The organism is Saccharomonospora sp. CUA-673 (assembly GCF_001942305.1).
GTDB lineage: Bacteria > Actinomycetota > Actinomycetes > Mycobacteriales > Pseudonocardiaceae > Prauserella.
Window position 1 is genome coordinate 1 of sequence record NZ_MKKE01000077.1, and the last position, 24,622, is coordinate 24,622.

At 66.8% G+C, this 24,622-nt stretch carries 28 protein-coding genes and 2 pseudogenes; 16 read left to right on the plus strand and 14 right to left on the minus strand.

Annotation, left to right across the window (positions count from 1 at the left end; genetic code table 11):
• Positions 1-206 precede the first annotated feature (206 nt).
• Together BJF85_RS23615 and BJF85_RS31745 are read left to right on the plus strand one after the other, a co-directional pair.
• A complete protein-coding gene (locus BJF85_RS23615) occupies positions 207-524 on the plus strand; it encodes a DUF5994 family protein (protein WP_075850154.1) in 318 nt (105 codons plus the stop codon).
• Positions 525-544: 20 nt separating this feature from the next.
• Positions 545-1,860, plus strand: a pseudogene (locus BJF85_RS31745) (IS3 family transposase).
• A 158-nt stretch (positions 1,861-2,018) separates the two neighbouring features.
• Here the strand turns inward: BJF85_RS31745 and BJF85_RS23630 are convergent.
• From BJF85_RS23630 to BJF85_RS23650, 6 genes are all read right to left on the minus strand, one after another.
• A complete protein-coding gene (locus BJF85_RS23630) occupies positions 2,019-2,426 on the minus strand; it encodes an Imm1 family immunity protein (RefSeq protein ID WP_075850156.1) in 408 nt (135 codons plus the stop codon).
• A complete protein-coding gene (locus tag BJF85_RS28260) occupies positions 2,423-2,776 on the minus strand; it encodes a DddA-like double-stranded DNA deaminase toxin (protein WP_075850157.1) in 354 nt (117 codons plus the stop codon). Before BJF85_RS28260 ends, BJF85_RS23630 begins: the two co-directional genes overlap by 4 nt.
• 151 nt (positions 2,777-2,927) lie before the next feature.
• Positions 2,928-3,188 (minus strand): hypothetical protein, encoded by a 261-nt coding sequence (locus BJF85_RS28265; protein WP_075850158.1) that lies wholly within the window; start codon positions 3,186-3,188, stop codon positions 2,928-2,930.
• Positions 3,175-3,561, minus strand: a complete 387-nt coding sequence (locus tag BJF85_RS31750; RefSeq protein WP_075850159.1) for a hypothetical protein — start codon at positions 3,559-3,561, stop codon at positions 3,175-3,177. The genes BJF85_RS28265 and BJF85_RS31750 overlap by 14 nt, the downstream gene beginning before the upstream one ends.
• Complete coding sequence (locus tag BJF85_RS28270) at positions 3,546-3,974, minus strand: hypothetical protein (RefSeq protein WP_158057125.1); 429 nt, start codon at positions 3,972-3,974, stop codon at positions 3,546-3,548. The genes BJF85_RS31750 and BJF85_RS28270 overlap by 16 nt, the downstream gene beginning before the upstream one ends.
• Positions 3,975-4,010: 36 nt before the next feature.
• The gene (locus BJF85_RS23650; RefSeq protein WP_075850160.1) at positions 4,011-4,430 is read right to left on the minus strand and encodes a helix-turn-helix transcriptional regulator; all 420 of its coding nucleotides are present in this window, start codon (positions 4,428-4,430) and stop codon (positions 4,011-4,013) included.
• A 172-nt stretch (positions 4,431-4,602) separates the two neighbouring features.
• On the opposite strand from BJF85_RS23650, the gene BJF85_RS23655 reads away from it, so the two are divergent.
• The 10 genes from BJF85_RS23655 (at position 4,603) to BJF85_RS23700 (ending at position 13,274) form a co-directional block, all read left to right on the plus strand.
• Positions 4,603-5,955, plus strand: coding sequence for a helix-turn-helix domain-containing protein (locus BJF85_RS23655; RefSeq protein WP_139320827.1), 1,353 nt, complete (start codon positions 4,603-4,605; stop codon positions 5,953-5,955).
• Between the two features lie 10 nt (positions 5,956-5,965).
• Entirely contained in the window at positions 5,966-6,670 is a 705-nt protein-coding gene (locus BJF85_RS23660) for a creatininase family protein (RefSeq protein WP_075850161.1), read from the plus strand.
• Between the two features lie 188 nt (positions 6,671-6,858).
• Positions 6,859-7,065, plus strand: coding sequence for a helix-turn-helix domain-containing protein (locus BJF85_RS31755; protein WP_369822284.1), 207 nt, complete (start codon positions 6,859-6,861; stop codon positions 7,063-7,065).
• Positions 7,062-7,397, plus strand: a complete 336-nt coding sequence (locus BJF85_RS23670; protein WP_075850163.1) for a WhiB family transcriptional regulator — start codon at positions 7,062-7,064, stop codon at positions 7,395-7,397. The genes BJF85_RS31755 and BJF85_RS23670 overlap by 4 nt, the downstream gene beginning before the upstream one ends.
• Entirely contained in the window at positions 7,397-7,726 is a 330-nt protein-coding gene (locus BJF85_RS23675; RefSeq protein ID WP_075850288.1) for a hypothetical protein, read from the plus strand. Before BJF85_RS23670 ends, BJF85_RS23675 begins: the two co-directional genes overlap by 1 nt.
• On the plus strand, positions 7,723-9,537 hold the full coding sequence (locus tag BJF85_RS23680; RefSeq protein WP_187346963.1) for an FtsK/SpoIIIE domain-containing protein: 1,815 nt from the start codon (positions 7,723-7,725) through the stop codon (positions 9,535-9,537). Before BJF85_RS23675 ends, BJF85_RS23680 begins: the two co-directional genes overlap by 4 nt.
• Positions 9,525-10,088: a hypothetical protein gene (locus tag BJF85_RS28565; RefSeq protein ID WP_187346964.1), complete on the plus strand. Its 564-nt coding sequence runs from the start codon at positions 9,525-9,527 to the stop codon at positions 10,086-10,088. Before BJF85_RS23680 ends, BJF85_RS28565 begins: the two co-directional genes overlap by 13 nt.
• 394 nt (positions 10,089-10,482) lie before the next feature.
• Positions 10,483-11,187, plus strand: a complete 705-nt coding sequence (locus BJF85_RS23690; RefSeq protein WP_075850166.1) for a hypothetical protein — start codon at positions 10,483-10,485, stop codon at positions 11,185-11,187.
• A complete protein-coding gene (locus tag BJF85_RS23695; RefSeq protein WP_075850167.1) occupies positions 11,180-12,301 on the plus strand; it encodes an XRE family transcriptional regulator in 1,122 nt (373 codons plus the stop codon). The genes BJF85_RS23690 and BJF85_RS23695 overlap by 8 nt, the downstream gene beginning before the upstream one ends.
• 79 nt (positions 12,302-12,380) lie before the next feature.
• On the plus strand, positions 12,381-13,274 hold the full coding sequence (locus BJF85_RS23700) for a hypothetical protein (protein WP_139320828.1): 894 nt from the start codon (positions 12,381-12,383) through the stop codon (positions 13,272-13,274).
• Between the two features lie 133 nt (positions 13,275-13,407).
• Here BJF85_RS23700 and BJF85_RS23705 read toward each other — a convergent pair whose 3' ends face one another.
• Together BJF85_RS23705 and BJF85_RS23710 are read right to left on the minus strand one after the other, a co-directional pair.
• A complete protein-coding gene (locus BJF85_RS23705) occupies positions 13,408-14,505 on the minus strand; it encodes a recombinase family protein (protein ID WP_158057127.1) in 1,098 nt (365 codons plus the stop codon).
• A 146-nt stretch (positions 14,506-14,651) separates the two neighbouring features.
• Entirely contained in the window at positions 14,652-14,924 is a 273-nt protein-coding gene (locus BJF85_RS23710) for a recombinase family protein (RefSeq protein WP_075850170.1), read from the minus strand.
• A 7-nt stretch (positions 14,925-14,931) separates the two neighbouring features.
• Between BJF85_RS23710 and BJF85_RS27760 the strand changes: the two are divergent.
• Both BJF85_RS27760 and BJF85_RS29265 read left to right on the plus strand, forming a co-directional pair.
• Positions 14,932-15,030, plus strand: a pseudogene (locus BJF85_RS27760) (peptide-methionine (S)-S-oxide reductase); the annotation flags it as partial.
• 53 nt (positions 15,031-15,083) lie between these two features.
• Positions 15,084-15,524 (plus strand): DUF5956 family protein, encoded by a 441-nt coding sequence (locus BJF85_RS29265; protein WP_255375908.1) that lies wholly within the window; start codon positions 15,084-15,086, stop codon positions 15,522-15,524.
• Positions 15,525-15,618: 94 nt separating this feature from the next.
• Here BJF85_RS29265 and BJF85_RS26875 read toward each other — a convergent pair whose 3' ends face one another.
• The 3 genes from BJF85_RS26875 to BJF85_RS23740 form a co-directional block, all read right to left on the minus strand.
• On the minus strand, positions 15,619-16,698 hold the full coding sequence (locus tag BJF85_RS26875) for a thermonuclease family protein (protein ID WP_158057131.1): 1,080 nt from the start codon (positions 16,696-16,698) through the stop codon (positions 15,619-15,621).
• 1,142 nt (positions 16,699-17,840) lie between these two features.
• Positions 17,841-18,368 (minus strand): hypothetical protein, encoded by a 528-nt coding sequence (locus tag BJF85_RS23735; protein ID WP_075850173.1) that lies wholly within the window; start codon positions 18,366-18,368, stop codon positions 17,841-17,843.
• A gap of 160 nt (positions 18,369-18,528) precedes the next feature.
• Entirely contained in the window at positions 18,529-20,253 is a 1,725-nt protein-coding gene (locus tag BJF85_RS23740) for a sulfatase (protein WP_075850174.1), read from the minus strand.
• Positions 20,254-20,444: 191 nt separating this feature from the next.
• Between BJF85_RS23740 and BJF85_RS23745 the strand changes: the two genes are divergently transcribed.
• The gene (locus BJF85_RS23745) at positions 20,445-20,984 is read left to right on the plus strand and encodes a glyoxalase/bleomycin resistance/extradiol dioxygenase family protein (protein WP_075850175.1); all 540 of its coding nucleotides are present in this window, start codon (positions 20,445-20,447) and stop codon (positions 20,982-20,984) included.
• Positions 20,985-21,039: 55 nt separating this feature from the next.
• Here BJF85_RS23745 and BJF85_RS23750 read toward each other — a convergent pair whose 3' ends face one another.
• Together BJF85_RS23750 and BJF85_RS23755 are read right to left on the minus strand one after the other, a co-directional pair.
• Complete coding sequence (locus tag BJF85_RS23750) at positions 21,040-21,447, minus strand: RidA family protein (protein WP_075850176.1); 408 nt, start codon at positions 21,445-21,447, stop codon at positions 21,040-21,042.
• A 70-nt stretch (positions 21,448-21,517) separates the two neighbouring features.
• Positions 21,518-22,489 carry a helix-turn-helix domain-containing protein gene (locus BJF85_RS23755; protein WP_075850177.1) on the minus strand — a complete coding sequence of 324 codons (972 nt, stop codon included), beginning with the start codon at positions 22,487-22,489 and terminating at the stop codon, positions 21,518-21,520.
• A 70-nt stretch (positions 22,490-22,559) separates the two neighbouring features.
• Between BJF85_RS23755 and BJF85_RS23760 the strand changes: the two genes are divergently transcribed.
• On the plus strand, positions 22,560-23,816 hold the full coding sequence (locus tag BJF85_RS23760; RefSeq protein WP_139320829.1) for a YbfB/YjiJ family MFS transporter: 1,257 nt from the start codon (positions 22,560-22,562) through the stop codon (positions 23,814-23,816).
• Here the strand turns inward: BJF85_RS23760 and BJF85_RS23765 are convergent.
• Positions 23,780-24,535 carry a citryl-CoA lyase gene (locus tag BJF85_RS23765; RefSeq protein WP_369822285.1) on the minus strand — a complete coding sequence of 252 codons (756 nt, stop codon included), beginning with the start codon at positions 24,533-24,535 and terminating at the stop codon, positions 23,780-23,782. The two genes, BJF85_RS23760 and BJF85_RS23765, sit on opposite strands and share 37 nt — an antisense overlap.
• Positions 24,536-24,622: the final 87 nt, after the last annotated feature.

Sequence of the window (24,622 nt, forward strand, 5' to 3'; positions counted from 1 at the left end):
CGTCTGGGCCGCTTGACCCCCATCGAATACGAAACCATCATGAGCCACACCGCCACCCCGGCGGCCTAAACCACTGTCACAGAACCGTTCAGCAGCCCATAATCCCCGGCTCCTGATGGGCTGCCGGAGGCAGGAGCGCCGAGATGATCTCGGACCCGCTACGTCCCACCCCGACAACGACAGGTATCCAGGCGCGAAGCGCGCGGATGGCGATGAAGCCGGCCGGTTCGATACCGGGATACGTGGACGGCGAGTGGTGGCCGCGTTCGGGTGATCTCGCGGCCGAGGTCGCGGAACTGGTGTCGGCGCTCGAATCGTGGGTTGGCATCGTCAGTCGGGTCTCGTTCCACCTCGGCACGTGGGGGACGGTCCCGCGTAAGGCACTCGTCGAGGATCGGATCGTGCGTTTCGGAGGTTTCCTTTCCATGGACCCGAACACGGTCACGGTGATCGGTGTGGACTCCCGCCTGGTCAGCCTGCTCGTGGTGCCCTCTGATGCGCCCCGGGTTTGGTGCAGGCTCTGATTCCAGGAAGGATGCGGAGCATGCCGGCACCGAAGAAGTACAGCGACGAGCTGCGTCAGAGGGCGACGCGGATGGCGTTGGATGGGATCGCGACGGAGGGGCAGCGGATGGCAGTCATCCGCCGGGTCGCGGGCCAGTTGGACGTGCACCCGGAGGCGTTGCGGACGTGGGTCAAGCGCGCCGAGATCGACGCTGGTACGGCACCCGGCCGCACCAGCGACGATGCTGCGCGGATCGCTGAGTTGGAACGCGAGGTGCGTGAGTTGCGGCGGGTGAACGAGATCCTGAAAACGGCCTCGGCGTTTTTTGCCGCCGCGGAGCTCGACCGCAAGACCAGGTAGCCTCTGAGGGTTCCGCCGATCGGCGGGAGGTTCCGCTCGCGGTGGTCATCGACTATATCGATGGCCAACGCGAGCGTGTTGTTGAGGGAAAGAAACTCGGGGTCGAGCCGATCTGCGCAGCCTTGAAGGACGCGGGTGTGCAGATCGCCCCGAGAACGTATTGGGCAGCGAAGAAACGAGCCCCGTCGAAACGACTCCTGCGCGATGCGGAGTTGCTCACCGAGATTTAGCGTGTGTTCTGCGAGAACTACGGCGTCTACGGGGCGCGGAAAGTCTATGCCCAACTCAACCGTGAGGGGATCGGCGTGGCTCGCTGCACGGTCGAGCGGCTGATGCGCCAGAAGGGCCTGCAGGGGCTACGGCGGGGCAGGCGACCCAGGACCACCACCGCTGCGGCCTCGCCGTCACCGGCAGACCTGGTCGACCGCCGCTTCACCGCCGATCAGCCGAACCGCATCTGGGTTGCCGATATCACCTATATCCGGACTTTTTCGGGATGGGTGTATGCCGCCTTCGTCATCGATGTGTTCTCAAGAATGGTCGTGGGCTGGCAGGTCTCGACCTCGTTGCACACAAATCTCGCTCTTGACGCCCTGGAGGTGGGGATCTGGGCAAGAAAGCGATCAGGGCAAGACGTATCCGGACTTGTACATCATTCCGACCGTGGAGTTCAATATCGAGCGATTCGCTATACCGAGCGTTTAGCCGAAGCGGAAGTGGTCGCCTCGGTAGGTTCACGTGGGGACTCCTACGATAATGCGATGGCTGAGGCATTCAATTCGCTGTTCAAGGGCGAGTCGATCCATAACCCGATCGTTCGTGGCCGCGGATGGCAATCGATTCGGGATGTCGAGATCGCCGTGGCCGAATACGTCGACTGGTACAATCACCGCCGCGTCCACGGCGAGCTCGGCCAACGCACCCCGGCGGGCGTCGAAGCCGCCCACCGCAACTCAAGCTACGATCAACCCTTCGAGCCCACCCGGGCTGGGTGACAGACAACGAGACCTGCACCAAACCCGGGGCGCATCAGTGTGTGGGACTTCGGGCTGTCGACCAGAGGCTCTACACACCTAGATGCTTGCGGCCCAAACTGGCCGTTAGAAGATCACGAGGTACCGCTTGATGTGGGGCGCGGAGCTCCCCACGCGGTTCAACCCGCGGGATACCAAGTGACGTTGGTCGGACGTCGACCGTTTCGGATGAACTGCTCCAGCGCACTCAGCATGTCGTCGAGGGGTACTTCGGCTTTTGGTGGGAAGCTGCCGGGGTGGGCGCCGCCTAGTTGGTAGTCGACGTCGTCGTCGTTGGTGCCGTGTGCGGGGACGTAGATGGTGTCGCCGGCGCCGAAGGTCAGGGCGCCTGTGCCGGGTTGGGTGCTGATGCCGAATTCGAGTTCGATGTGGTCGTCGTTGGTGGGGTCTTCAGGTCCTGCGGCGACGGCCCACATGTGCGGGACCTGCACGCCGCGGGCGGCGAAGTCGCGGACGTCGTCGATGAACGCGGTTACGTCGGTGATGTCGTCGACGTGGAAGCCGATGCGGTCGAGGAGGTTGGTCACGGTGTGGTCCCCTTGTAGGTGCGGGTGAACGGGTTGCCGTTGGCGTCGGTGCCGTGGACGGTCAGTGAGAACCCCGGCGGCAGGATACGGGCGAGGTAGTCGTGGCAGCCGCCGGTCTCGCCGGGTTCGGATCCGCATGGCGCGTGGTTGAGGGTCAGTGTGCCGTGGCGTTCGCCGAGTCGGATCATCATCGCGGCTGTTTTCATTTCGACGTGGTGGGCCATGCGGCGGGCGATGACGGCTCGGAATCCGCGTTTGACCAGTTCCTTGTGCGCTTCGGTGGTCCATGGGTCGTCGCGGTTGGGCGTGATGTGCCCGAGCTTGCGGCCGCCGAGTTCGGGGTAGGCCACGAGCCGTGAGTCCGGTGACCCTTTGACGACCCGGGGCGGGAGTTTGTCGGGCGTGGGAGCGGCTTCGGCGGGGTATCGGTCGCCGTGCGGGTTGCGGATCCCCGCCGCGGCCGGCGGCGGTGTGCTGGCCGGCCCTGGTCGCGCTTGGGTTTCAGCCTTGAAATCGTTGCAACGTGGCGTCGACGCCCTCCTTGAGCTGCGCCATCGCTGCCATGGCCGTTCCGAGGGCGTCTGTGGCCTGAGCTGCTTGGCCGTGGAGCATGGTGCCTGCCTCGGTGTTGCCGAGCGCGGCCAGGAGTTGCTGCACGATGCTGTCCACCTCGTGCGTTTGGGCGAGGATGCCGCCTTGGATCTCGTGGCACCGGCCCGAGGCCATGTGCAGCGCTGCCAGGGTTTCTTCATGGGAGGCCATCGCTGTCCTTTCTCCGGGTTCCGTCGTGGACGCTGTGGTCGTGGTGTTCGCCGAGGGTTGCGGCGAGGGCTGTCTTGATGCCGTTGATCTGGACCTGCATCTGGTGGAGGGTGCGTTCGATCGCCTCCAGCCGGGCTGTCGGCACGCCTGGGTCCCGGGCTCCCTGGGGTGACCTGCTCACGCAGCGCTCGCAGGGCATGCCCGAGGGGTTGTCGAGCCGTTCCAGTTGGCCTGGGCCGAACGACGCGCCGCACAGGGCGGTGATCCGGCGCGGGGGTGCGGGCGTGGCGGGGATCGGGAACACGTGACTGACTCGCTGGGACTCGTTCACCAGGCCGGGAATCGGCCGCGCGAGCATCACGCCGTCGGCCATTGGCCTGCCTCCGTTCCGTGGAATCCGGTGGGAGCGAGCGCGGAGGGGGTGGGCAGCTCGCTCCCACCGGAGTCGGATTCCGGCCGCGGGCGGCATGGGGCGTCGGCCGGAGTGGGGATGGCACGGGCAAGCAACCGGCGCACAATCCCGGGCCGGCCGGAGTGCTGGTCGACCCGAGGAGTGTTGCGGTCGTGCTGGCCGTCGAGCACGGCATGGCACCTCGAACAGCGCGGACCGTTCGGCAGGATCGCTGCCGATGCCGTGACGGTGTGGCCGCACACGGCCCGGTACTCGCCTGCTCCACGAGCACGGCCCGCAGCGAAGGACTCGTCCTCGACGGCGTGGTCGTTGCCGTCGACGGCGCACCGAAACCAGGTCGTGAAGAGCTTTCGGGAAGTGGTTGACGTTGCCATGGGTGTCATTCCGTTGCCGGTAGTCGGAGGGGCGCGCTAGTCGTCCGGGTTGGATGCGCGGCCCGAGGCGGGGGAGAGGTCCAGTTCGCCGAGCTGGCCAGGCGTGACGCCGCTGTAGAACAGCAGCGAGTGAAGTGCGTGCGTAGTGGCGTCCGCGGCCGTAGGCGCAGGGGCTGGGAGACCGGAAGCTCGGAAGACGTACCGAGCGGCGCCGGATAGCGGGCCGAACAGGCCCTCTCCATACGCTTTCGCGACGCTCTCGACCCGTACGAGTTGCGGGAGTGCCGCACCCCTCTCGTACGCGCGCAAGGTCTCCGCTGGGATGCGGCACCGCTCCGCCAGTTGGTCGAACGAGTAGCTGGCACGCTGACGGCGGTCCCGGAACTCGAGCCCGAGCGCGATCCGGTAGTCGGACAGCGCGCGGCGGTGAATATCGACGACATCCTCGCTGGTCATCCGCCGTGTCCCTTCTCGATTGGCCGAACGAGGGGAACGTTATGGACGTGGCAAGGCCGGAGATGCCCTCATCGCGCATGGCTCTTATGCGCGAAGCGCATACGGATGGTGGCCGGGGTTACACTCGGGGCGCGGGATCAGCACAGGCCACCGCTGGGAGGGGGTGGGTGCGATGGGCCGGTACTGCATGCGCTGCGGTAGCCGACTCGCGCGCGAGAGCCGTGTGAGCGTGTGCGCGCCCTGCCGACAGGCCAGCGGCATCGGCTCGGACCAGGCGCCCGAGCTCGGACAGGACTTCTGGCACACGGACCAGATGCGAGACGCCTTCGCGACCCGTGACATGGGCACGGTCTTGCGGGCCTATCGGTACCACCCTGCGCACGGCCACCGGGCGTTGTCGCAGGAAACCGTCAGCCGGTGGCTGGGCACGGTGACTCAGTCGCAGCTGAGCCGAATCGAGTCGGGCCGCAACAAGGTCGATGCGCTGGACAAGCTCGTGCACTTCGCACAGGCGCTGAAGATGCCGGCCGAGCTGCTGTGGTTCAGCCTGCCCGAGAGCGATCCGGTGCCGGCGCAGCGTTCGGCGGATGTGTTCGCCCTGCCCGACGGCCCACTCGTTGCTGCGACGAGCATGCATACCGACTCCGCTCTCGCCGACATGCTCTTGCGCACGCTGGACCAGTACTCGAGCACCGACAACCTGGCGGGGCCGCAGTCCGTGCTGAGCCTCGTTCCGTTGCAGCTGCGATACGTGGAAGAGCTGCTGGCGAGCGCCAGGGGCAAGGACCGCCAGCAACTGCTGTACGTCGGCGCGCGATACGCGGAGTTCGCCGGGTGGGCGTACCAGGACACCGGGCAACTCGATCACGCGATGCAGATGTCCAGCACTGCACTGGATTACGCACAGGAAGCCGCCGACGAGACGTTGGCTTCCTACGTGCTCATGCGGCGCAGCAACATCGCCACCGATGCGAGGCGTTCGGACCTGGCTCTGAAGCTCGCCGACTCGGCACTCGGACAGAGCTCCCGGCTTCCGTCGGGTTACCGGGCGGTCGCCTTGCGCCAGCGCGCACACGCGCTGGCGCAGTTGGGCGAGGCGAAGAAATGCGCGGAGGCAATCGACGAGGCGCACCTCCTTGCTCAGCGGCGCGTGGCCGACTCCGAGCTGGATCTGACCCAGTACTGCACGCCCGAGTACGTCGAGATGGAAGCAGCGAACTGCTGGGTCGAGCTCGGGCAGGCCGCCGAAGCGATCAGCACGCTGCAGGACAGCTTGGCGCGATGGCAGCCGGAGTACCGCCGCGACTTGGGCCTGTGCCTCGCGCGGCTCGCCGTTGCCCATGCGACCGACGGTCAGGTCGACAACGCATTGATAGTTGCCGACCGAGCACTGGGCATCACCCGGGAAACGAAGTCCTCGCGCACGGAAGATCAACTAGCGAAAATCCCGCGTATGCTCGCCGCGGCTGGTGCAAACGAGCAGGCTCGGCGGTTCGAGAGGCAAGTGCAGGTCCTGCGGACATGAAGGGGAATCGATGCTGTTCACGACCGCGACGACGTACGACGTCGCCGACCGCGGTGCTTCCGTCGCCATTCTTCCCGTCGGGAGCTTCGAACAGCATGGAAACCACCTTCCTCTGGCGACCGACACCGTAATCGCGTGCGCGATCGTCAATCGGCTCGCAACCGAGTACAATGTCTTCAAGCTGCCCCCGCTCACGTTTTCCTGCTCGCACGAGCACGAAGGCTTCGCAGGGACCGTCAGTTTGAGCTCACGAACGCTGGCCAACGTCATCGGTGACGTGCAGGAATCCCTCGACCGCTCGGCTGTCCGGCACCTCGTGCTCGTGAACGGCCATGGCGGCAACTACGTGCTGTCCAACGTCGTGCAGGAAGCGAACGTGTCGGAGCGGAGGGTCGCCCTCTTTCCAGGCGGTCAAGCCGTCAATGACGCGCGTCGGCACGCCGGCATGGAGACCGGAGCGGTTGAGGACATGCATGGCGGCGAGTGGGAGACGTCCATCCTGCTGAGCGAGCACCCCGAACTCGTGGGGCAGGAGTACCGGAACGGTGATCACGAAGCGCCCAGCAGGCCGCATCTCCTGGTCACGGGTATGCGTGGTTACACGGACCGGGGCATCATCGGCCGTCCGTCCCTCGCGAGTGCAGAGAAAGGTGCGGCGGCGCTAGACAGTCTTGTGGTGTCGTTTGCCGAGACCCTGAAAGTGCTCACCGAGTAACTGTCCATAGTTCCAGTAATTCATGAGCGCCACGCATATTCTATATGCGTGGCGCTTCAGTTCTGCGATATTCGAAATGCGCATAGAATCTATTCATTAGCCGGGTAAGTTCAAAGCTTGTCTCGTCCTTTACTCAATGCAGGCCCGCAGTCCGGTGGGCCGGAGTCGAGTAAAAGGATTACGTTCCAGTGGATACAAAACTTATGGACGCCGGGTTTTCCGGTGTGTTCTCAATTCGTGAAGCCGCGTGGATCCTGGGTGCCCCGTGCTCCGAGGTTCACCGGCTGATCAGGGTCGGAGTCTTACCGACTGTTCGCCGCCGCTCCCGGCTCGTTGTGCCGGCGTATGCATTGGCGCGCCTGCTGCCCCTGCCTGGCGAGAGGGGGCTGCGATGAACTACGGCGAGGAGTTTCTTGCGGAGGTCGTGGCCAGTCTTGACGACCTGGCGCACGTGCCGATCGAAACGCTGACACGGGCGATCGGCCGCCACGGGGTTTGCGGATGGATCGACGTGGCCGCCGACGGGCCTGTGTGGACTGGCGACGTTCATGCCGACCGGCTGATGGCCGCGCCTCTCTGCTCCGGCTGTCCGGTGCGGCGTGAGTGCCTGGAATGGGAGTTCCGCACGACAGAGGGCGTGAAGCTCGACGTGTGGGGACTGCTTGACCGCGACGGTCACGAAGTTGCCCATCAGCTGTGGCTGTGGCGCCGGGGAAGTGGCGTCTGATGAACGGCATTCATCTCACGCCGGTGCAGCTGCTCGCGGCTATGGGAGTCGTGTTGGTGGTCCTGTGGACCTGGAGGGCGTCGGTGAAACGCGCGAAGGCCGCTTCTGCAGCAGCGAGGTCGAGCGCCCGGCTGCTGTCGCTGACGGGACGAGTGGTCGTCGGTGCCGGATTGATCGCGGGTGTGCAATGGCTCGCCTTCACCTACCCGGGGGTCCACTGGGCTCTGCGGGCAGCGGTGCTGGTTGTGCCGGCGCTGTTGTCGTCCTACGTCCTCACGCGGTCCTTGACGGTGACCACGGTGGACGTGCGGCGGGGTGGTCGCCGATGAGCACGCCGCGTGAACACGGCGGCGAGTTGGTGCCGCCGACTCATGACGCAGAGTTGGTGCCGCACGAGCAAGGGCAGAACGTCGACCGGCCCCGGCCCCGACCCCGGCCCCGGCAACCGGTGATCCGGCGGGTGGCGGTCGAGTGCACGGGCTATGTGCTGCGCCGTGCACGGGAGTCGAAGCGTGCGGCTCGGTGGCGGCCGGTACTGGCTTATCGGTTGCGCAAGCTGCCGCGCGACGTGGGCAGGGTGCTGTGGTTCCTGGTGCGCGGTCACGGCCGCTGGATCAGGAAGACCTGGACGTGGCTGACGCATGGTGACCTGCGGTCGGATGTGCGGGCCGCGCGGCTCGCGGGCGATCCGCAGGCTCGCAGGGAGGCGCAAGAGGCCATCCGTGCGGACGCCAAAGCACGGTGGGCGAAGCTCGGCATCGCCCTCCGGAGGTCAGCCGTCAGCACCGCTGCCGCGCTTGGTCTCCTGGCCGTGCTGGCGCTGGTGGAGATGCTGTTCGACCGGGCGGCCATGCCGCGTTGGCTGGTCACCGTTTACGAGGTCAGGGACTTCCTCGGTGCCGCGGTCCGGCTCGTAGTGCCGTGGCTGCTCACGCTCGGCCCGGTCGGATGGGTGGTCGCAGCGGTATGGGAGGGCCGGGACCGCACGCCCGGTGCTGGGTGGCTCACCCAGCCCGACCGGGAGGACGCGGACTCGTGGGTCGATGAGCGCATGATCTCCCGTGCACTGGCCCATCTTGGTGTCGCACCGCTGAACGCGTTCTTCAAGGACGGCGGGCAGCTCGTCTATCTGATCGCGCCGAGAAAGGACGGCGATGGCACGTTCGCCCGGGTGCGCCTGCCGCTCGGGGTGACGGCCGGGATGGTGGCCGATCGCCGCGACACGCTGGCCGCCAACCTCGGGCGCGCTGCGCTGGAGACGTGGCCGACGAAGGCCGATGAGGACGGCGTGCTGGACCTCTGGGTCGCCGACAAGGGAAGTCTCGGTGGCGGTGCAGGTGACTGGCCGTTGCTCCATGAAGGGGTGGTGGACGCCTTCGAGGGCGTGCCATTCGGGCTCACTCAACGGGGCGTGATCATCAATGCGCCGCTGTTCGAAGCCAATTGGTTGATCGGCGGGCGTCCAGGGCAGGGCAAGACCTCGGCACTCCGGACGCTGACCTTGGGTGCGGCGCTTGATCCGACAACTGAGCTCTGGGTGTTCGTGATGGGTGAGAGCCCGGATTTCGAACCGTTGCGGCCTCGGCTGTCGCGCTACCGGATGGGTATGGACGACTCGGTGGCAGCCGATGCGGTTCAGGCGCTCAGCGACCTCGCCGAGGAAATGGAGCGTCGCGGCCGGACGTTGGGTTCGCAGCCGGGGCAGCCTCCGAAGGTGTCGCGCAAGCTGGCCGACCGGGCGGCGCTCGGGCTGCACCCACTGGTCCTGGCCATCGACGAGTGTCACGAGCTGTTCCAGCACAAGAAGTACGGCAAACAGGCGGAGGAACTGGCCGTCCGGTTGATCAAGCGTGGCCGCAAGTACGGAATCATCCTGCTGCTCGCCACCCAGTCACCGACGAAGGACAGCATCCCGAAGGAGGTCACCCGCAACGTCTCGTGCGGCGTTGCCTTCGCCGTCGCCGACCACATCGCCAACGACGGATTGCTCGGAGCGGGCAAGTACCGCGCAGGTATCCGGGCGACGGAGCTGCGGATGAAGACCGATCGGGGCACGTGCGTCGCGGTCGGTGTCAGCGACGAGGCGTGGGAGTTGGTGCGTACGTTCTACGTCCCTTCGAGGACGGCGTGGACGCCGTGACACCGATCGTTGCCCGGTCGATGGAGCTCGTCGCAGAACGGGGCCGACCTGTCATCGTCGCGAATGCCGATGAGGATGAGCCGGAGCCCGTTGACCACCTGGCCGACATCGCGCAGGTACTGGACGGAGAGGCCCGCGTTCGTACACAGACAGTGCTCGTCCGGCTGGCTGCGCTCAACCCGGCCGAGTACGACGGTTGGACGTTCAGCGACCTGTCCGCAGTCCTGTCGGAGGCAGGTGCGGAGCCGGTCAAGTCGCATGGGGTGAAGGTCGTTCGTGCCGACGCCGTCGCGGCTGCATTGGCGGCTCGAAGCGACGAACGATCCGGGGAAGCGGGCGGGGACAGCTCGGGGAGGCGGGGAGTTCTCCCCGCCCGTGTCCCCGCGCAAGGTCCCCCAATTGACCTGCGAGAACAGCACTCGGGGAGGAGGTTGCGGCCAGCTGTAGAAGCTGGTGAAACCCCCGACGAAGAGGCTGAGGAGAGGACGCGTCCCGACTCCCTCCCCGGCGAGGACTCCGTTCCTCGCGATCGAGGTCGCGATGGTCACTAGCCGACGTGCATCCGGTGAACACGGAGATGGTCGATCGGCCACCACGAGCACCGAGACGGCGCGCGAGTGGGGTCAGCGCATGGCGCAGCAGGCGCCGAACTGGAGTGAAGAGAAGTGGCAGAGAGTAGCGACGCTGCTCGGCGTCCGATTCACGCACGCAGGGAAGGGAAACGACGATGCTGCAGAGCGAGGAAGCTGAGCAGCACCGGTGGGTGCCAACTTCGCCTCGGAGGGCGCCCACGGTCTCGGGGTGGACTGGACGAGTCAAGGTTCGTTGGCCACGACGGAACTATCCAAGTGCAGACTACTGAAGCTCCTGTGCGCGAATCGTGTATGATAATAAAGTCTTTGCATCCGACTCTGCGGCTTCGTACGTAGGTGCAGGAGGTTCGTCGTGATCCCAGCGTCCCCGGTCGAGGCTTTCGGCTCGCATGCCCAGCAGGTCAGAGGACTCGTCGTCGGGGCCGTTCACTCCTGTCACGCTCGGTTCGCGGAGGCGCATCAGGTGTCTGGGTCTCGGTACGCGATGGGATTCGGAAGTCAGTGGCGCGACCTCTTGGATGATGTCCAGGTGGCATTGAGGGGGCGCGGTTATCGGACGTACAAGCTACCCCCTGCTGGCTACAAGCTCCCCGTCGTGAACGACTGCCTCGTGTATGTGTGGCGTGTCCCGGATGCCGCGGACGTGGCCACCTCGTTCGCGTCAAGCCTGACGCGGGTGAACGGATTCTCTGCTCCGTTGCTCGACCCGACGCTCTTCGAGCCGGGATTCGACGTCGAACCGGAGAGTGGGTCGACGGCCAGCTCGACCGGGGAGGCTGATCTCCGACGCGTGGTCCAAGCGTCCGCCGACGTCATGCCACTGGTGCTCGTCCTGGTCGAGTCGTCGCCGCGTCAGTTGCAGTCGATCAAGTGGGCTGTGGCTGAGCTGGACGAAGGGTCGGGCGAGGTTAGGTTGCACGGGGAGGAGTCAATCTGGGCAGCCTCTGAGAGCAACGCCGTCGGCGGCGCGGTCGATGTCGAGTCCTTCGATAGTGGCGCGCCGGACGGCCCCGTGATCGAGCCGCATGGGCAGGAGGGCATGGAGCCGGATGCGTGACGACACTCTTGGGCTGTTCGACCTGCCTGGATCCGGTCAGGCGCATGGCCGCTTCGAGTCCGCCCGTCTTACTCAGGCGCGTGTTCGGCACGGGATGAGCAAGACTGAATTGGCCTCAGCGGTTGGAGTGTCCGCTGCTGCGATTGGCCAATACGAAGCTGGTGTCAACTCACCGCGCGCTGACGTGCTTGACCGGCTAGCGAAGGCATTAGGTGTGAAGCCGGGGTTTTTCAGTGTCGGCCGTCCACTTGCGCGCATCGACACGGTGCACGCGCACTTTCGCAGTCTGCGGTCGGCTCGGGTGAGTGACCGGCAGAAGGCGTTGGCGACTGCGACCTTGCTGTGGGAGCTGACGTTCGCACTTGAACGGCACGTGCGGCTACCCCATGCGGATCTGCCCACTGTGCCTGAGGGTTCCTCCCCGTCGGAGGCTGCAGCGCTCCTGCGCACGCACTGGGGCTTGCCGCCAGGGCCCGTTAAGCACCTGGTTGCCACCGCGGAGTCGCACGGCATCGTGGTTGCTGTGCGGCCACGCGAGGAGATTGATGCGGTCGATGCCTTTTGCACCGTCATCGTGGATCGGCCTATCGTTGTGACGACGCCCCGCCGCAGCGAGAACGTCTTTCGGCACCGGTTCTCCATCGCGCACGAGATTGGGCATTTGCTGCTGCATGCCGACTCCGGCGAACACGGTGTCGCCGTCGAGAGGGAGGCCGATGAGTTCGCCGCAGCGTTCCTGACACCTGCGGCATCGATGGATGCTGCGCTCCCGCAACGGCTCGATCTTGCAGCCCTTGACCGACTGGGTAGGACGTGGGGCGTTTCGCCTAGCTCGCTCGTCCGTCGAATGGTCGAGCGGGGCCGTACGACCGAGTCATCGGCTCGCCGGGCGTACCAGCGGCTCGCGGGGGTCTACGACCCTGCCGCTGACCCGACTAGCGCTTACCCGGGCGAGGTGCCGACTCTCCTGAAGAAGGCCGCTGAGCTGGCTGCAGAGCATGGCGCCGGAACGTCGATCTTGGCAGATTCCCTCAAGATCACTCCGCATCAGGTGCGCGACTTGCTCGGCGAGGTCGATCAACGTCCGGTGCTGCGCCTAGTCGGCGGTGGGTGACCGGGGAAATTGCCAGGTTGGGCGGGATGAAGAATCTTGTAATGTACTTTCCATTCGGTAGAAAAAGGATACCGCTTTAATGGCATACCCGACCCTTGCGCTGCATGTACTCATCTCCGCTCCCGGGGATATTCCAGCCGAGGACTTGTCCACGGTCAGGAAAACGATCAGCCAATGGAATTTATCGTTCGGTCGAGTCGTGGGGCTGACGGCTCTACCGGTCTCGTGGACCGAGCACGCCGTTGTGGAGTTCGGTGACCGGCCACAGGCTATCCTCAACGAGCAGATTGTTGACGAGGCCGACCTGGCGATCGCGTTGTTCTATGACCGCTTGGGGACACCGACGGGTCAGGCCGAATCTGGCACCGCCGAGGAGGTCAAGGTCCTCGCTGAGGCGGGGAAGCCTGTCTCCGTCCTCGTGAATACCGGCCCCCGTGCGCCGCTAAGTGGGTCCGCTTTGGAAGAGCGGCAGCGCCTCACGGAGTATTTGGCGGAGCTGCGCAAGAAGGCGCTTGTTTTTGACTATGCGCAAGTAGGGGACCTCGTCGGCCACTTGAATAACTTCCTCAGTCGCGCTACCGGAAGGTTCCAGCAGGTTGCCGAGGAGGCGAAGAAGGAGCAGTTCGGCGGGATGGACCCTTCGGACGGTGTATGGCCGCGGGCGGAAGTAAGCGAGAGCCAGCGGGCCGACAGTAAGGGGCGTATGAAGCCCCGCAGGAAGTGGTCACTGGTGCTCCATAACACTTCAAGTGGGCCTGCCTCGGACGTCGATTTCGCTTTCGAGGGGGTGAAGGAGGGCGAACTCTTCGAAGTGAGTCGCGAGGACGGTCCACTTGGAACGATCCCTCCGGGCCAGGAGGCACGGTTCCCGCTCCTGCTGGCAGCCGGTTCACCCAAAGCTGTTGATTGCGTGGTGACTTGGACCGACGTCACTGGCGCCGTTCGTCAGACGAGGGCGACCGTTCGCACCTGACCCGGTGCTCCATGGTGGCATCTACGGGTTTTTCGATGCCTCGGACCACGTTGGGCTAGGCTGCAGGTCGTGCCTGGTGGGGTGCTATGCAGGCGGTCCGAGTAAGCGTGCCATCGAGACCTGAGTCCGCTGGTTACCCCTCGCGCCAGACGGGCACCAGGAGATCAGGGTTGAAGTTGCCCCGGCTGCCGTTGCCTTTGCCGACCGGTAGGACGACCACGGCATGTAAGGCTTCGCGCACGTAGGCACGCTTCTGCGAGATATCCAGACCGCCGTCCTCCGGTGGTGTGTGCCAGCGTCGGCGGATGTCGGTGGTATCCGTGGCCGCACGTTCGGCGACGGCAGCGTGCCGTGCTCGTTCGTTGCGCAAGCTGGTGCGTTGCTGCTCGAGGTCGCGGACGTTGGTGAAGAAGAAGTCGTCCGTGATCTGGTCGCTCTTCCACTGTTCGGTGAGGGTCGTGAGCTTGCCTTCGATGCGTTCGAGCTCCGCTTCCTTCGGCCACGGCCCAGCGGCCTTCGCCACTGCCTGGCGCTGTTCCAGCTTGGCCAGGACCAGCTCGGTGATGTACTCGTCGACCTTGTCGCCGCGCCGGCCGAGACCACCGCAGCCGCCTCGCCCTTTGGTGGTGCAGGCATAGATGTGCTGCTCGCAGTCCCGTTGCCGGGTGACCCTGAGCTGGGCATTGCAGACCGTGCCGTCGGGTTTGGTCTTGCCGCACCGCAGGATGCCGCTGAGCAGGTGACGGTGCTCGCGGTGGTCCACAGGCAGCGTTTCAGCAGGCTTTCCGTCCCGGCCGACACGGTGGCCGGCGCGGGCGCGGAAGAGGGTGTCGACCGCAAGCCACTGCTCGGGCGTCACGATCGCTTCCCACGCTCCGACGACGGGCTCGCCGTGGTCGTCGTGAACGAGTTGGTTACCGATGCGCCGGTAGCCGCACAGCCGTGGGTTCTGGAGCAGGCGCTTCAGTGAGCTTGTGGTCCAGTCGCGCCCCGTGGAGGTCTTGACGCCGATGCTCTGCCAATCGCGGACGATCGAGTTGAGCGACCTGCCCGCGATGAACTCCTCGACAGCGTCGGCCAGGAGCTTCGCCTCGGTCGGCTCCCGCGTCATGCGGTCCTCTTTCCAGCCGAACGTTCGGCGACCTCCGGGAGGCTTGCCGTCCTCTGCCCGGTCACGGTGCCATTGCTGCATCCGGCGGCGTGTCTTGCGCGCTTCAATCTTGGAGAACACGACCCCCACGAGCCCCATGCCCTCGACGGTCTCGCTGTAGAGGTCCTTCTCGCCGTGCTCATCTGCGAAAACACGTCCTGGACTCTCGGTGAGTGCTTCGACAAAGCTCTCGTAGTCGGCGGCGCGGCGCGCCAGGCGGTCATCGTTCAGGAGACGACACCCTCGAAGCGGGTGCCGTCGCCAAGCATTCCGGTAGGCAGGCCGACGACGATCTCCTGGAAGCCCTCGCGACGGGTGTTCGCCTTACTCGCGCTGATGTCGTTGTCGGTGATCTCCTTGACGACTTGCCAGCCGAGGCGTTCGGCAGTACGCCGGTTGGTGCGGTGCTGGTTCCGCACGCCGTGCGCGTCGTCCTCCGTGTCGTCGCTGATGCGCGCGTACGAGACGACCGGCCGAGGGCTGGTAAAGTTACTGCCCATGTCAGCAAACTACCACCAGCAGTACCTCTACAAGGTGCCGAACGGGTATTGCGGTTTGGGCGGCACCGGGGTCTCGTGCCCGGTGGGCCTGGGTGTCGGCGAGTAGTGACCGGCGGCTGGGCCGATTACGCGCTGGTCGACGTCTCGGATGCGCGCGGAGTGGCGGCCGATCCTGGCCCGGTCACGCTCGAGCATGCTGGTCGTGAGTTTCGGCGGGTCGGCGACACCGGCTGGTACATGACTGTGTGTTGGTGGGCGGGTCCTGGGCATGTGGTGCGGGTTCGGGACGAGCCGCAGTGGCACACCGTGCGCATCCAGGTATCTCGTGGCGACGTGAGCGGCAGTGGGCACGCGTTGCGTACCGAGGCTGATCAGGATCTGATCGAGGAAGACGTGAACGGTTTCCTCGCCGAGGCGGGCATCCCGGCTCGGCCGCGCGGATATGTCTGGTTCCTCGCATCGCCCCCGGTCGGTTCGTGGGCGAGCTTGTGGCGCGTGATCGCGGACAACGAACGGGCGATCCCGTTTCGTGCGCCTGCCGCCGGTGAGACGTCCGTGGCCATCGAGTCTGCCGTGCGCCGGTTGTACAACGTGGGCTGAGCGGTGTTCGAACGGCCACTGGTGCGCCTGTTGAGGACAGTGTTGTCACCAGCGAGGGTGCGGCTACCCGCGGATGGCGTCTGGCCGTCAGCGACTAGCGGTTACTTCCTACGTTTTGAACAAGGTCACCGTCGTCCGCGTGGCACGTCGCCGCGAGGTCGACCGCAACATCAGCTTTCGCAGCCGATGCCGTCGCCGTTGCCGTCGAAGCCGTGCGGGTCACCTTCTTGGACGCGGAAGTTGCGCTCGGAGATGTCGGAGCAGTCGAGGTCGGGCGGGTACGGGTAGCTGACGCCTGCAGGCTCGGGCGCGGCGGTGGTTCGGGCGCTGGCTCGGGTTGTGATTCCGCTTTGCGGGTCGGAGGTGCCTGCGGTTGGGGAGTGGGTGTGTGCTTGCGGGCACCGAAGTGGGAACACTCGCCCCAGAGGCCGATGCTGCTGGCGCGAGCTTGTTGGGCGGCGGCGTTGATCGCGTCCCAATGCCGGTCGTTGGGCTGGTGGAGCGTGGCGTCCGCGAAACCGCCTGCGACGAGCTCGTGGTTGACGAACTTGCCGTCGTCGTTCCACAGGTACAGAAGGTAGCGTCCGTGCCGATCGCGTAATTCCGCGTCCCGTTGCACCCATACCGTGCTGTCCACTGGGGCGAGGCGGCGTAGCTGCGCGGTCGCCTCGGCGCCGAAACATTGCTCGGGCTCGCTCGGGTGCACGGTTTCCGGTGTGTCGATCTCCAGGAGTCGTACGTCTACCTGAGCGGTGCTGTGCAATGCCGAGCCCGCCGCCACGGCAGCCAATTCGAGCGTGTCGCCGTCGATGATGCGCTTGACGCGCGCACGTTGTGCCTGATCGGGGACGCCGCGGGGCGGGGAGGCATGTGCCTTGGCCGTTGTTGCGGCTGCAGTGGTCGGTTCGCTGGTTGCCGGACGCGGGGTCGACGTGGCTGCGGTCTGCCTGTCGGCGGCCGCGTGGTGCGAGTTGCCGGTCTCAGGTGGGGGTGGAGTCATCGACACGAGAACGATGAACACCACAACCCACGCACCTACGGTCAGCCAAGCAGCACGACGAGGCATGGCGCGAGACGCGTAGAAGCGGCGGACCGGACTGCGCCTGAACAGTGCCATGATCAGTACGACCAGTGTGGCGAGAATGAAAAGGCCGCCGACCGCGGGGGAAATCATCGTCAACAGCCCCTGTCTCTGCGCCCGCTGGACTCACCATCGTCCGTCCTGGCCAGAACGCAGACAACCAGGTCCTTGCGCATGCGCGTTCCTCTCGGTCAGAGCAGCTGGGATGGGCTCCCCGGAGATGAAGTGCGGCGGCGCCGACCTTGGCGCAGCCGTGTCGGAATCCCGATGTCGATATCATCGCCGTCCGGCGCGGTGCATTACTTCCGTGCGCAATTTGTGACCTGATCAAGGTGCAGCCAGGTTCGACACCTCAACGGCGGCAGGAATCGGGATTCCCCGTACCACCGGGGTCAGTCGTCCCGTGGGCCTCGCGCTGGGCGAGTAGCGCGGTACCACATCCACCAGCTGTTCTGGCATCAAGCTAGCTTGTCAGGAGATCATTAATCAGGGCTGCGATGCCTACGGCGAGACTGAGACCTGCGAAAACCATCATTGCCCAGTCGTAGGCCGACCGCGTTGATGCTGCGCTATCGATCGTCTTCTGCCCTCGTTGAGGCTGTTGCTCCGGCTTTGATCGCGCGAAGTCGTCGCGGGGCCACATGAAGGTCGGTAGCCCTAGAAAGTTGTCGCCCCGCACCAGCACGGGGAGCCCTCGCTTGTATCCGACGTGGTACGTGCAGGTGCCGAGCAGGCCGCGGACCCGCCATCTGCAGGGCTGGTGCAGTTGGGTCTCCACACGGCACCGGTTCAGCCGCACTACGGCCAGGTAGAACATGAGTGCGCTGAGGCAGAGCGCCATCTGTGCCCACAGCTGCTGTGCTGCGAGTACGACGGCGAGGGTTGTCAGCGCCAACCCCCAGGCCCTGAACGGTGTCGAGTTCTTTGTACGTCGGGGGCGCCGTCGCGACCTGCCAATGTTGTAGATCCCCACGACGAAGCATGGTGCTGGTTGCTGGTGACTCCAGGCGACCGCTGGGCGGAGGGGCTTTGCGTGATGGGTCGGATGCGAAGCGTTATGGGATCGGTGTTCGACGAGACGCTGGATAGTCCCAGGGATGCATGAGTTGGCCGTGGGTGAATTGTCGGGTCTGCCGACCGCGCTGCACTGAAAATTGGTCGATCTCAGGCGCCTGTTCCTGGCCCCCCAACGTTGTTTGCGCGTGCGCCCGGTAGGGCTCGGGGTGGGCGAGTAGCTATCCGCCGATGGCGTGGGGGTAGCGCTTGAGGACGCGTGTGGGTCGTGGTGTGTCGGGCCAGAGGACGAGGTGGTAGTGGTCGTCGCCGTCGAGGCCGTCGGCGCTGATGGTGTCGAGCCCTCCGTGGTGGATGCGGGCGGCGTAGTGGCCGGGCGCGATGGTGACGGTTCCCGGGTCGTTGTGTGGGCGCGGGAACGGTGACGTGATCAGCTGCCCGGTGGGGGTGTGCAGCCCGGTCTCGGTGACGTGGTCCCAGCGTTGGAGGTCGTCGGACGGCTCGTGGGTGCGGACCTCGACGGTGAGGGGCACGTTGACCGGCCGGGCCGTGGTGATGCCGATGGCGCCGTCCTGCGCGGCGACGAAGTCCTGGAGCAGTGCTTGGAACCAGGGCGGTGTGGTTCCGTCGACGGCCGCCGCGGAGTCGCGGATGGTGATGGTGCTGTCGTCGGCGAAGACGGTCAGTTCTGCGTGGGCGATGCGGTCGCCGTCTGCCGATTCCGACGGCTGAGGGTGCTGGCGGCTCATACGTCCCTGTCCGGTCGTTGGTTTGCCGTCATGGTCACGGTGGAGATCGTGCGGGCGTCAGCGATTGGTCTGCTGCTCAGGTTCGTACCGGCTCAGCATCTCTCCAGGCGGTTGCGCAAACACCCTACGCAACTGTCGTTGTGTCGACAGTCGTCCGTCGTCACTGCGGTGAGGCGGCCGGGGAGGGCGCCGCTGGGATGCCCACGCGGCATTCCTGGCCGCGGCAGCCCTGGAGTTCGTCCAGGTGTCGGTCCAGGAAACGTTGCGGAGCGGCGTAGCGCGGGTCGTTGTGTCGAGAATTCAGCTCGTGCGGGTCGGTGTGCAGGTCGTAGAGCTCCCGCTCGCCGCGCGCGTAGCGGACGTAGAGGTACCGCTCGGTGCGGATGGCCTCGTAGGACGCCGAGTCGACCTCACCCTTCTCGCCCTCGCCCTTCCCGTTTCGGTCCTGTTCGCCCCGTCCGGGGTTGTCGCGTGACCACGCCGGGCCCTCCTGGTCGAGGTTGCCCTGCGCGGCCGCGCGACCGGCCGCGTCGTCGAGTCCGCGCGCCGGACGTGTTTCGATCGGCTCGGGCCGCGCGCCGGTCGCGGCCTCGTGCAACAGCGGCCGGGTCGTGCACTGATGCGGATCCCGGGCGAACGGCAGCAGCGAACGCCCGTCCAACGCCAGGTCCGGTTCGGCGCCGCCGATATCGGCGATCGTCGCCGCCAGGTCGACGTTGCTGGTCAACTCGCGCGAATGCCGGCCCGCCGCGAGGTCGGGTCCGCGGATCAGCATCGGCACGTGCGCCGACGACTCGTGCGGCAGGTACTTGCCGGTGTGCACGCGATGCTCGCCGAAAAAGAACCCGTTGTCCGACGTGAACAGCAGATACGTGTCGTCCAGCTGGCCTGCGGAACGGAGCGTGTCGACCAGCTTCTGCACGGCCTCGTCCACGGCCAGCAGCGACTCCAGCCGCTCCTGGTGGCTCTCGGTGATCACCCGGCGGTGGTCCTCGTCGAACCGCGGACGGCTCTGCAGGAACGCGGGTTTGTCGCTCATGTCCTGCTCGTCGAACGACGGCCCGGTCGGTAACGGCTCGCCGGCGAACGCGTCGTCGTGGCGCGGCGCCGGCCGCGGCCCCGGACCGACATCCACGTCCTCCGAATGCGGCGCCAGGAACGACATGCTCAGGAAGAACGGATTGCCCGCCCGCGCCTGCCGGTCGATGAAATCCGCGCCTTTGTCCCGGTAGACGTCGGTCTGGTACAGGTCCGGATCCTCGACGTGCGCATTTCCGTACGTGCGCAGTTTCCCGTTCTCGTTCAGCCGGTAACCCCACATGCGGTAGGTGCTGGGGTCGACCGAGCCACGCCACTCGTCCCACCCCGGCGGCACCACGGTCTCGTCGCGGTAGCCGTAGCCGTTCGGGTACTTGCCGATGTGCGACGTGGTGTACCCGGCCCGCTGCATCCACACGGGAAGCGTGTTGTCGTCGTCGAGGTTGAGGTATCCGCCCTGCGGCGGAAAGTTGTGCCGCACGCCGTTGTTGTGCGCGAACTGCCCGGTCAGATACGTCGACCGCGACGGGCAGCACAGGGGGAACGACGTGTAGTGCTGGTCGAACGTCACGCCCCGGTCGCCGAGCAGTCGTTGGGTCCGGGGCATCACCCGCATCGACTCCAACCACTGGTCGTCGGTCATCACCAGCACGACGTTCGGCTTGCGCGGCGGATCCGGTTCCGGGTCGTCGGTGGGTGCGCTGCAACCGGCCAACGCGACGCCGGCGAACAGCACCATCGTCAACGTCGTCGTCAGCAGAGCGGTCAGCGTCCGCCCACGTGCCCGGCTACCGCCGTCGAACCCCTCGGCCATTTGTCCCATGATCACGGCCGGATGTGTGACCACCGTCAGGACGTCCGTTGCGTCGGCGGGGTCGCACGCGCGCGGGCGCGTGGGTGCGCGTGCGCGCGTGTGGGTGCGGGGTCCGCACTGTCCGGCCGGCCCCGGTTGCGTACGAATTTCCGACCCGGGCCGTTGTGCGCCCCGGGGTCGGATTGCGGACCGTTGCTGACCGGGTCGAGGCCTAGGTTGCCGGCATGGACACTTCGCAGGCCGGGCCGCAGCCGGCAGGGGCACACACCGTCAACGCGTTCGTCGTCGTGGACGGTGCCGACGCGTTCATGGCGTTTCTCGCCGACGTCTTCGGCGCCGTCGAGAACCTCGACGCCCGCTCGCCCGACATGTTCGCCGGCGACGGGACGCTCATCCACGCCGAGGTGAACATCGGAGATTCGCTGGTCATGGTGGTGGACCGAAAAACGGACTGGCCGTTCCTGCCGGCGTTGCTGCAGGTGTGGGTCGTCGACCCCGCCGAGACGCTGCGCCGCGCGACCGCTCGCGGCGCTCGGGTGGTCACGGAGGTGTCGCCGTTCTACGGCGGCTCCGACATCGCCCGCTTCCAGGACCCGTGGGGCAACCTGTGGTGGCTGTTCTCCCCGGCCCCCGACGGAGCGCCCGACCAGGAATGGGACGCCGAGTCCTGGGAGGCGCCTGCCGAACCCGACCCCGTCTACACGACGGTCGTCGACGCCCTGCGGGATCTGAAGGACCCCCGCGGCTCAAGCATCCCGCTGTAGGACTCGGTGGTCGAGTCGGTCGGCTCAACGAGCACGGCGGGCCGACTCGGCCGGCTCAGTCGAGCACGGCGGCGGTGGCCTCGACCTCGACGAGCTGGTCGTCGTAGCCGAGCACGGTCACGCCCATCAGGGTGCTGGGCACGTCGTGCTCGCCGAACGCGTCGCGCACGACCTCCCATGCGGTCACCAGATCGGCCTGGTTCGACGAGGCGACCAGGACGCGGGTGCTGATCACGTCGGTCAACGTCGCGCCGTTGTCGGCCAGCACCACCTGCATGTTCTCGATGCACTTGGCCGCCTGGGCCGCGATGTCGCCGACGCCGTGCGTCGACCCGTCCCGGTTCAGCGGGCACGATCCGGCCAGGAAGACCAGCCGCGCGTCGGCGGGAGCGGTTGCCGCGTAGGCGTACTCCGCGACCTCGGACAGCGACGGCGAACGAACGAGCGTGACGGCCTTGGGCATGCGGTGCCTCCGGAGCGACGACGGGTGACACCACGAGCTTCGCAGAAGTCGATCAGCGACTCGCGCACGATCAGGCGGAGCCGGCTGTGAACGCCCGGCGGTACGCGGTGGGTGAGGTCCGCATGATGCGCCGGAAGTGGTGCCGGTAGGTGACCACGTGGTCGAAGCCCACCGCCGCCGCGATTTTCTCGACCGAACTGCCGTCGCGTTCCAAGGCGGCGAGGCTGGCGTGCACTCGCTGTTCGTTGAGCCAGCGGATCGGTGACGTGCCGGTCGCCGCGGTGAACCGGCGCAGGTATGTGCGCGGAGAAACCCCGCAATGCCGCGCCAACGACGCGACCGTGTGTTGCTCGGCGAGGTGGGCGAGCATCCAGGACATCGACGCGGCGACGGCGTCCCCATCGTCCCCAGTGCTGACGGGCGACTCGATGTACTGCGCCTGCCCGCCGTCCCGGTGCGGTGCGACGACGAGACGTCGGGCCAACGCGTTGGCCACCGCGGCGCCGTGGTCACGGCGGACGAGCTCGAGACAGAGGTCGATACCGGCGGCGCTGCCCGCGCTGGTGAAAATTCCGTCCGCCTCCACGAGCAGGGGCGCCGGGTCGACGTGGACCCGCGGGAATCGGTGCGCGAGCAGCTCGGTGTGGAGCCAATGGGTCGTGGCCCGCCGGCCTTCGAGCAACCCGGCCGAGGCCAGGGCGAACGAACCGGTGCACACCGAGACGATCCGCGCTCCACGGTCACGTGCCCGGCGGAGCGCCGCGACCACGTCCGGGCCGGCATCGGCGTGCACGTCGGCGACGCTGGGCACGATCACCGTGTCGGCTTCGGCCATGGTGTCGAGGGTGTGGGGCGTGGTCAGCGTTCCGCCACCGACCGTGGTGACGGTGCCGTCGCCGTCGGCGCAGATCGACACGCGATACGGCGGAATTCCCGGCCACTTCACCCCGAACACCTCGGTGACGATGCCGAGCTCGAACGCGGACATGTCCGCATAGGCCAGGACCGCCACGTGATGGAGCCCGTCCTCGGATGCTGCCATGGCGTGATTTTATCGAACAGTGGCATTCACGCCACTCGTCTGCCGTGCGGCGTGAGGTGACGATCGAGGCGTGGTCGACTCCATCAGCAGCGCCGGCAACACCTCACCCGTCTCCAGGGCGACGCGGGAGGAACGCGCCCGCGCACGCGCGCTGACGCTGTCCGGCGTTCTGACCGTCGGCATCTCGTTCGGCTTCGCCCGATACGGCTACGGGCTGTTCCTTCCCGAGATGCGCGCCGAATTCGGACTGTCCACGACCGTCATCGGGGTTCTCGGCAGCGCCACGTACGTCGGCTACCTGGTCGCACTGCTGCTGGTCGGCACCCTCGCGAGCCGGGTCGGTCCACGGCTCCCCGTGGTCGTCGGCGGGCTTTCGGCGACGATCGGCATGGCGCTGGTGGCTGCGGCCGAAAACGAGATCATGCTCGTCGCCGGACTGGTCCTGGCCGGCACGAGTCCCGGGTGGATCTGGGCGCCGTACTCGGACGCCGTCACGCTCGCCCTGCCGCCGCGCAGGCGGGAAACCGTACTCGCCGCCGTACCGAGCGGGACCGCGTTCGGAGTGGCCGTCGCGGGACCGCTCGCGATCGTGTTCCACGGCGCCGGTTGGCAGCGTGCGTGGTGGATCTTCGCCGTGGTCGCTTTTCTGGCCACGGTGCATGCCGCCGTCACGGTGCCGCGAGGCGCGACACCAACCGCACTGAATTCCGAGCGCGTCGGTGTGCGCTCGTTGGCGGGTCGGCTGCTGCCCCGGCACGCCGCCCCGCTGTATCTGACGGCGGTGTCCTACGGCCTGGTCGGTTCGGTGTACTGGCTGTTCGCGGTCGAACGAATCACCGGCGAGGGCCCGTCCGGGGCTGCTGTGGCACCCCTGTTCTGGACGCTCACGGGTGTGGCCGGTTGTGCGGCCCTGGGGACCGGAGCGGCCTTCGCGCGACTCGGACTGCCGTGGGCGCACCGGCTGATTTTCGGCAGCCTCGCGACCGCCACCGTGCTGCTGGCCGTGGTGCCGGGTTCGCTGGTGGCGGTGGTCGGCTCGGCGGTGCTGTACGGACCCGCATTCATGGCAGGGTCCGCACTGCTCGCCGTGTGGAGCTACCAGGTGTTCCCGGCCAGACCGACGGCCGGTTTCAGCGCGACGGTCTTCTTCCTCGGCATCGGCACGATCGCCGGCCCGGCGCTCGCCGGCGTCGTCGCCGATCGGACCGGACTCGGCGCGACCCTCGCCCTGACGGCGTTGCTGGGACTGGTCACCATCGCGTGGGCACCGCGCGGCAACCCTGCCGGCGATCAGTCCGGTGGGTGTCGGAGGTCCGGGCCGGTGTAGTCGGCCAGGACCGAGCGGGGGACCGGGCCCTTGATGCGGGTGCCGGCCTGCTGTTCCTCCCAGGCGTGGGCGAGGATGCCGACCGACCTCGACAGCACGAACAGGCCCCTCGCCAGTTCCGGGGTGAAGCCGAGTTCGCCGTAGATCACGGCCGTGGCGCCGTCGATGTTCATCGGGATCGGCTTGGTTGATTTCTCGGCCAGGTGGAGTTCGATCTCCTCGGCCGCGGCCAAGTGGTCGCCGGCGACGACACCGTCGTCGCGGGCCTGCTCGACCAGCTCGAGCAGCGGGTCGCGACGCGGATCGCGCGGGTGGAACCGGTGCCCGAACCCCGGCACGTAGCGATGTTCGGCGAGCACGGCCTCGACCGCCGTCGACAACGGGCGCCCCTCGCGCGCACGCGCGAGGACGTCGTCGAGGACCTCCAGGCACTGCTGTCCCGCGCCGCCGTGCACGTCGCCCAACAGGTTCACACCGGTGGCCACCGCGTTGTTCAGACCCACCCCGCACGTGGCCGCCATGCGCGCCGCCGCGATCGACGGCGCCTGCGGGCCGTGATCCACCGCCGCCGTCAACGCCGCCTCCAGCAGCCTCGACTCGGCCTTGGTCGGAAGTTCGCCCCGCACCATCAGCCACGCCACGTCGACGAACGAGAACCGGCCGATCAGCTCCTCGATCGGATACCCGCGCAGTGCGATCTCGCCCGGCTGGATTCGCACCAGACCTGTCGCCCAGTACGCGGCGGACTCCGCCGATTCGGCGGCCCCCGAGGCCCCCGAATGACCCGAAGACCCCGAGGTCACGGG

What these genes read in the sequence shown, in the direction of transcription:
- BJF85_RS23700 (WP_139320828.1), top strand. Translation starts at nt 12,381, where the DNA reads ATGGCATACCCGACCCTTGCGCTGCATGTACTCATCTCCGCTCCCGGG.
- BJF85_RS28270 (WP_158057125.1), bottom strand. Translation starts at nt 3,974, where the DNA reads ATGGCAACGTCAACCACTTCCCGAAAGCTCTTCACGACCTGGTTTCGG.
- BJF85_RS23660 (WP_075850161.1), top strand. Translation starts at nt 5,966, where the DNA reads ATGCTGTTCACGACCGCGACGACGTACGACGTCGCCGACCGCGGTGCT.
- BJF85_RS23650 (WP_075850160.1), bottom strand. Translation starts at nt 4,430, where the DNA reads ATGACCAGCGAGGATGTCGTCGATATTCACCGCCGCGCGCTGTCCGAC.
- BJF85_RS31750 (WP_075850159.1), bottom strand. Translation starts at nt 3,561, where the DNA reads ATGGCCGACGGCGTGATGCTCGCGCGGCCGATTCCCGGCCTGGTGAAC.
- BJF85_RS23735 (WP_075850173.1), bottom strand. Translation starts at nt 18,368, where the DNA reads ATGAGCCGCCAGCACCCTCAGCCGTCGGAATCGGCAGACGGCGACCGC.
- BJF85_RS23670 (WP_075850163.1), top strand. Translation starts at nt 7,062, where the DNA reads ATGAACTACGGCGAGGAGTTTCTTGCGGAGGTCGTGGCCAGTCTTGAC.
- BJF85_RS28265 (WP_075850158.1), bottom strand. Translation starts at nt 3,188, where the DNA reads ATGGCCTCCCATGAAGAAACCCTGGCAGCGCTGCACATGGCCTCGGGC.
- BJF85_RS23655 (WP_139320827.1), top strand. Translation starts at nt 4,603, where the DNA reads ATGGGCCGGTACTGCATGCGCTGCGGTAGCCGACTCGCGCGCGAGAGC.
- BJF85_RS23755 (WP_075850177.1), bottom strand. Translation starts at nt 22,489, where the DNA reads ATGGCAGCATCCGAGGACGGGCTCCATCACGTGGCGGTCCTGGCCTAT.
- BJF85_RS23710 (WP_075850170.1), bottom strand. Translation starts at nt 14,924, where the DNA reads ATGGGCAGTAACTTTACCAGCCCTCGGCCGGTCGTCTCGTACGCGCGC.
- BJF85_RS23675 (WP_075850288.1), top strand. Translation starts at nt 7,397, where the DNA reads ATGAACGGCATTCATCTCACGCCGGTGCAGCTGCTCGCGGCTATGGGA.
- BJF85_RS23750 (WP_075850176.1), bottom strand. Translation starts at nt 21,447, where the DNA reads ATGCCCAAGGCCGTCACGCTCGTTCGTTCGCCGTCGCTGTCCGAGGTC.
- BJF85_RS26875 (WP_158057131.1), bottom strand. Translation starts at nt 16,698, where the DNA reads ATGATTTCCCCCGCGGTCGGCGGCCTTTTCATTCTCGCCACACTGGTC.
- BJF85_RS23615 (WP_075850154.1), top strand. Translation starts at nt 207, where the DNA reads ATGGCGATGAAGCCGGCCGGTTCGATACCGGGATACGTGGACGGCGAG.
- BJF85_RS23695 (WP_075850167.1), top strand. Translation starts at nt 11,180, where the DNA reads ATGCGTGACGACACTCTTGGGCTGTTCGACCTGCCTGGATCCGGTCAG.
- BJF85_RS23745 (WP_075850175.1), top strand. Translation starts at nt 20,445, where the DNA reads ATGGACACTTCGCAGGCCGGGCCGCAGCCGGCAGGGGCACACACCGTC.
- BJF85_RS23680 (WP_187346963.1), top strand. Translation starts at nt 7,723, where the DNA reads ATGAGCACGCCGCGTGAACACGGCGGCGAGTTGGTGCCGCCGACTCAT.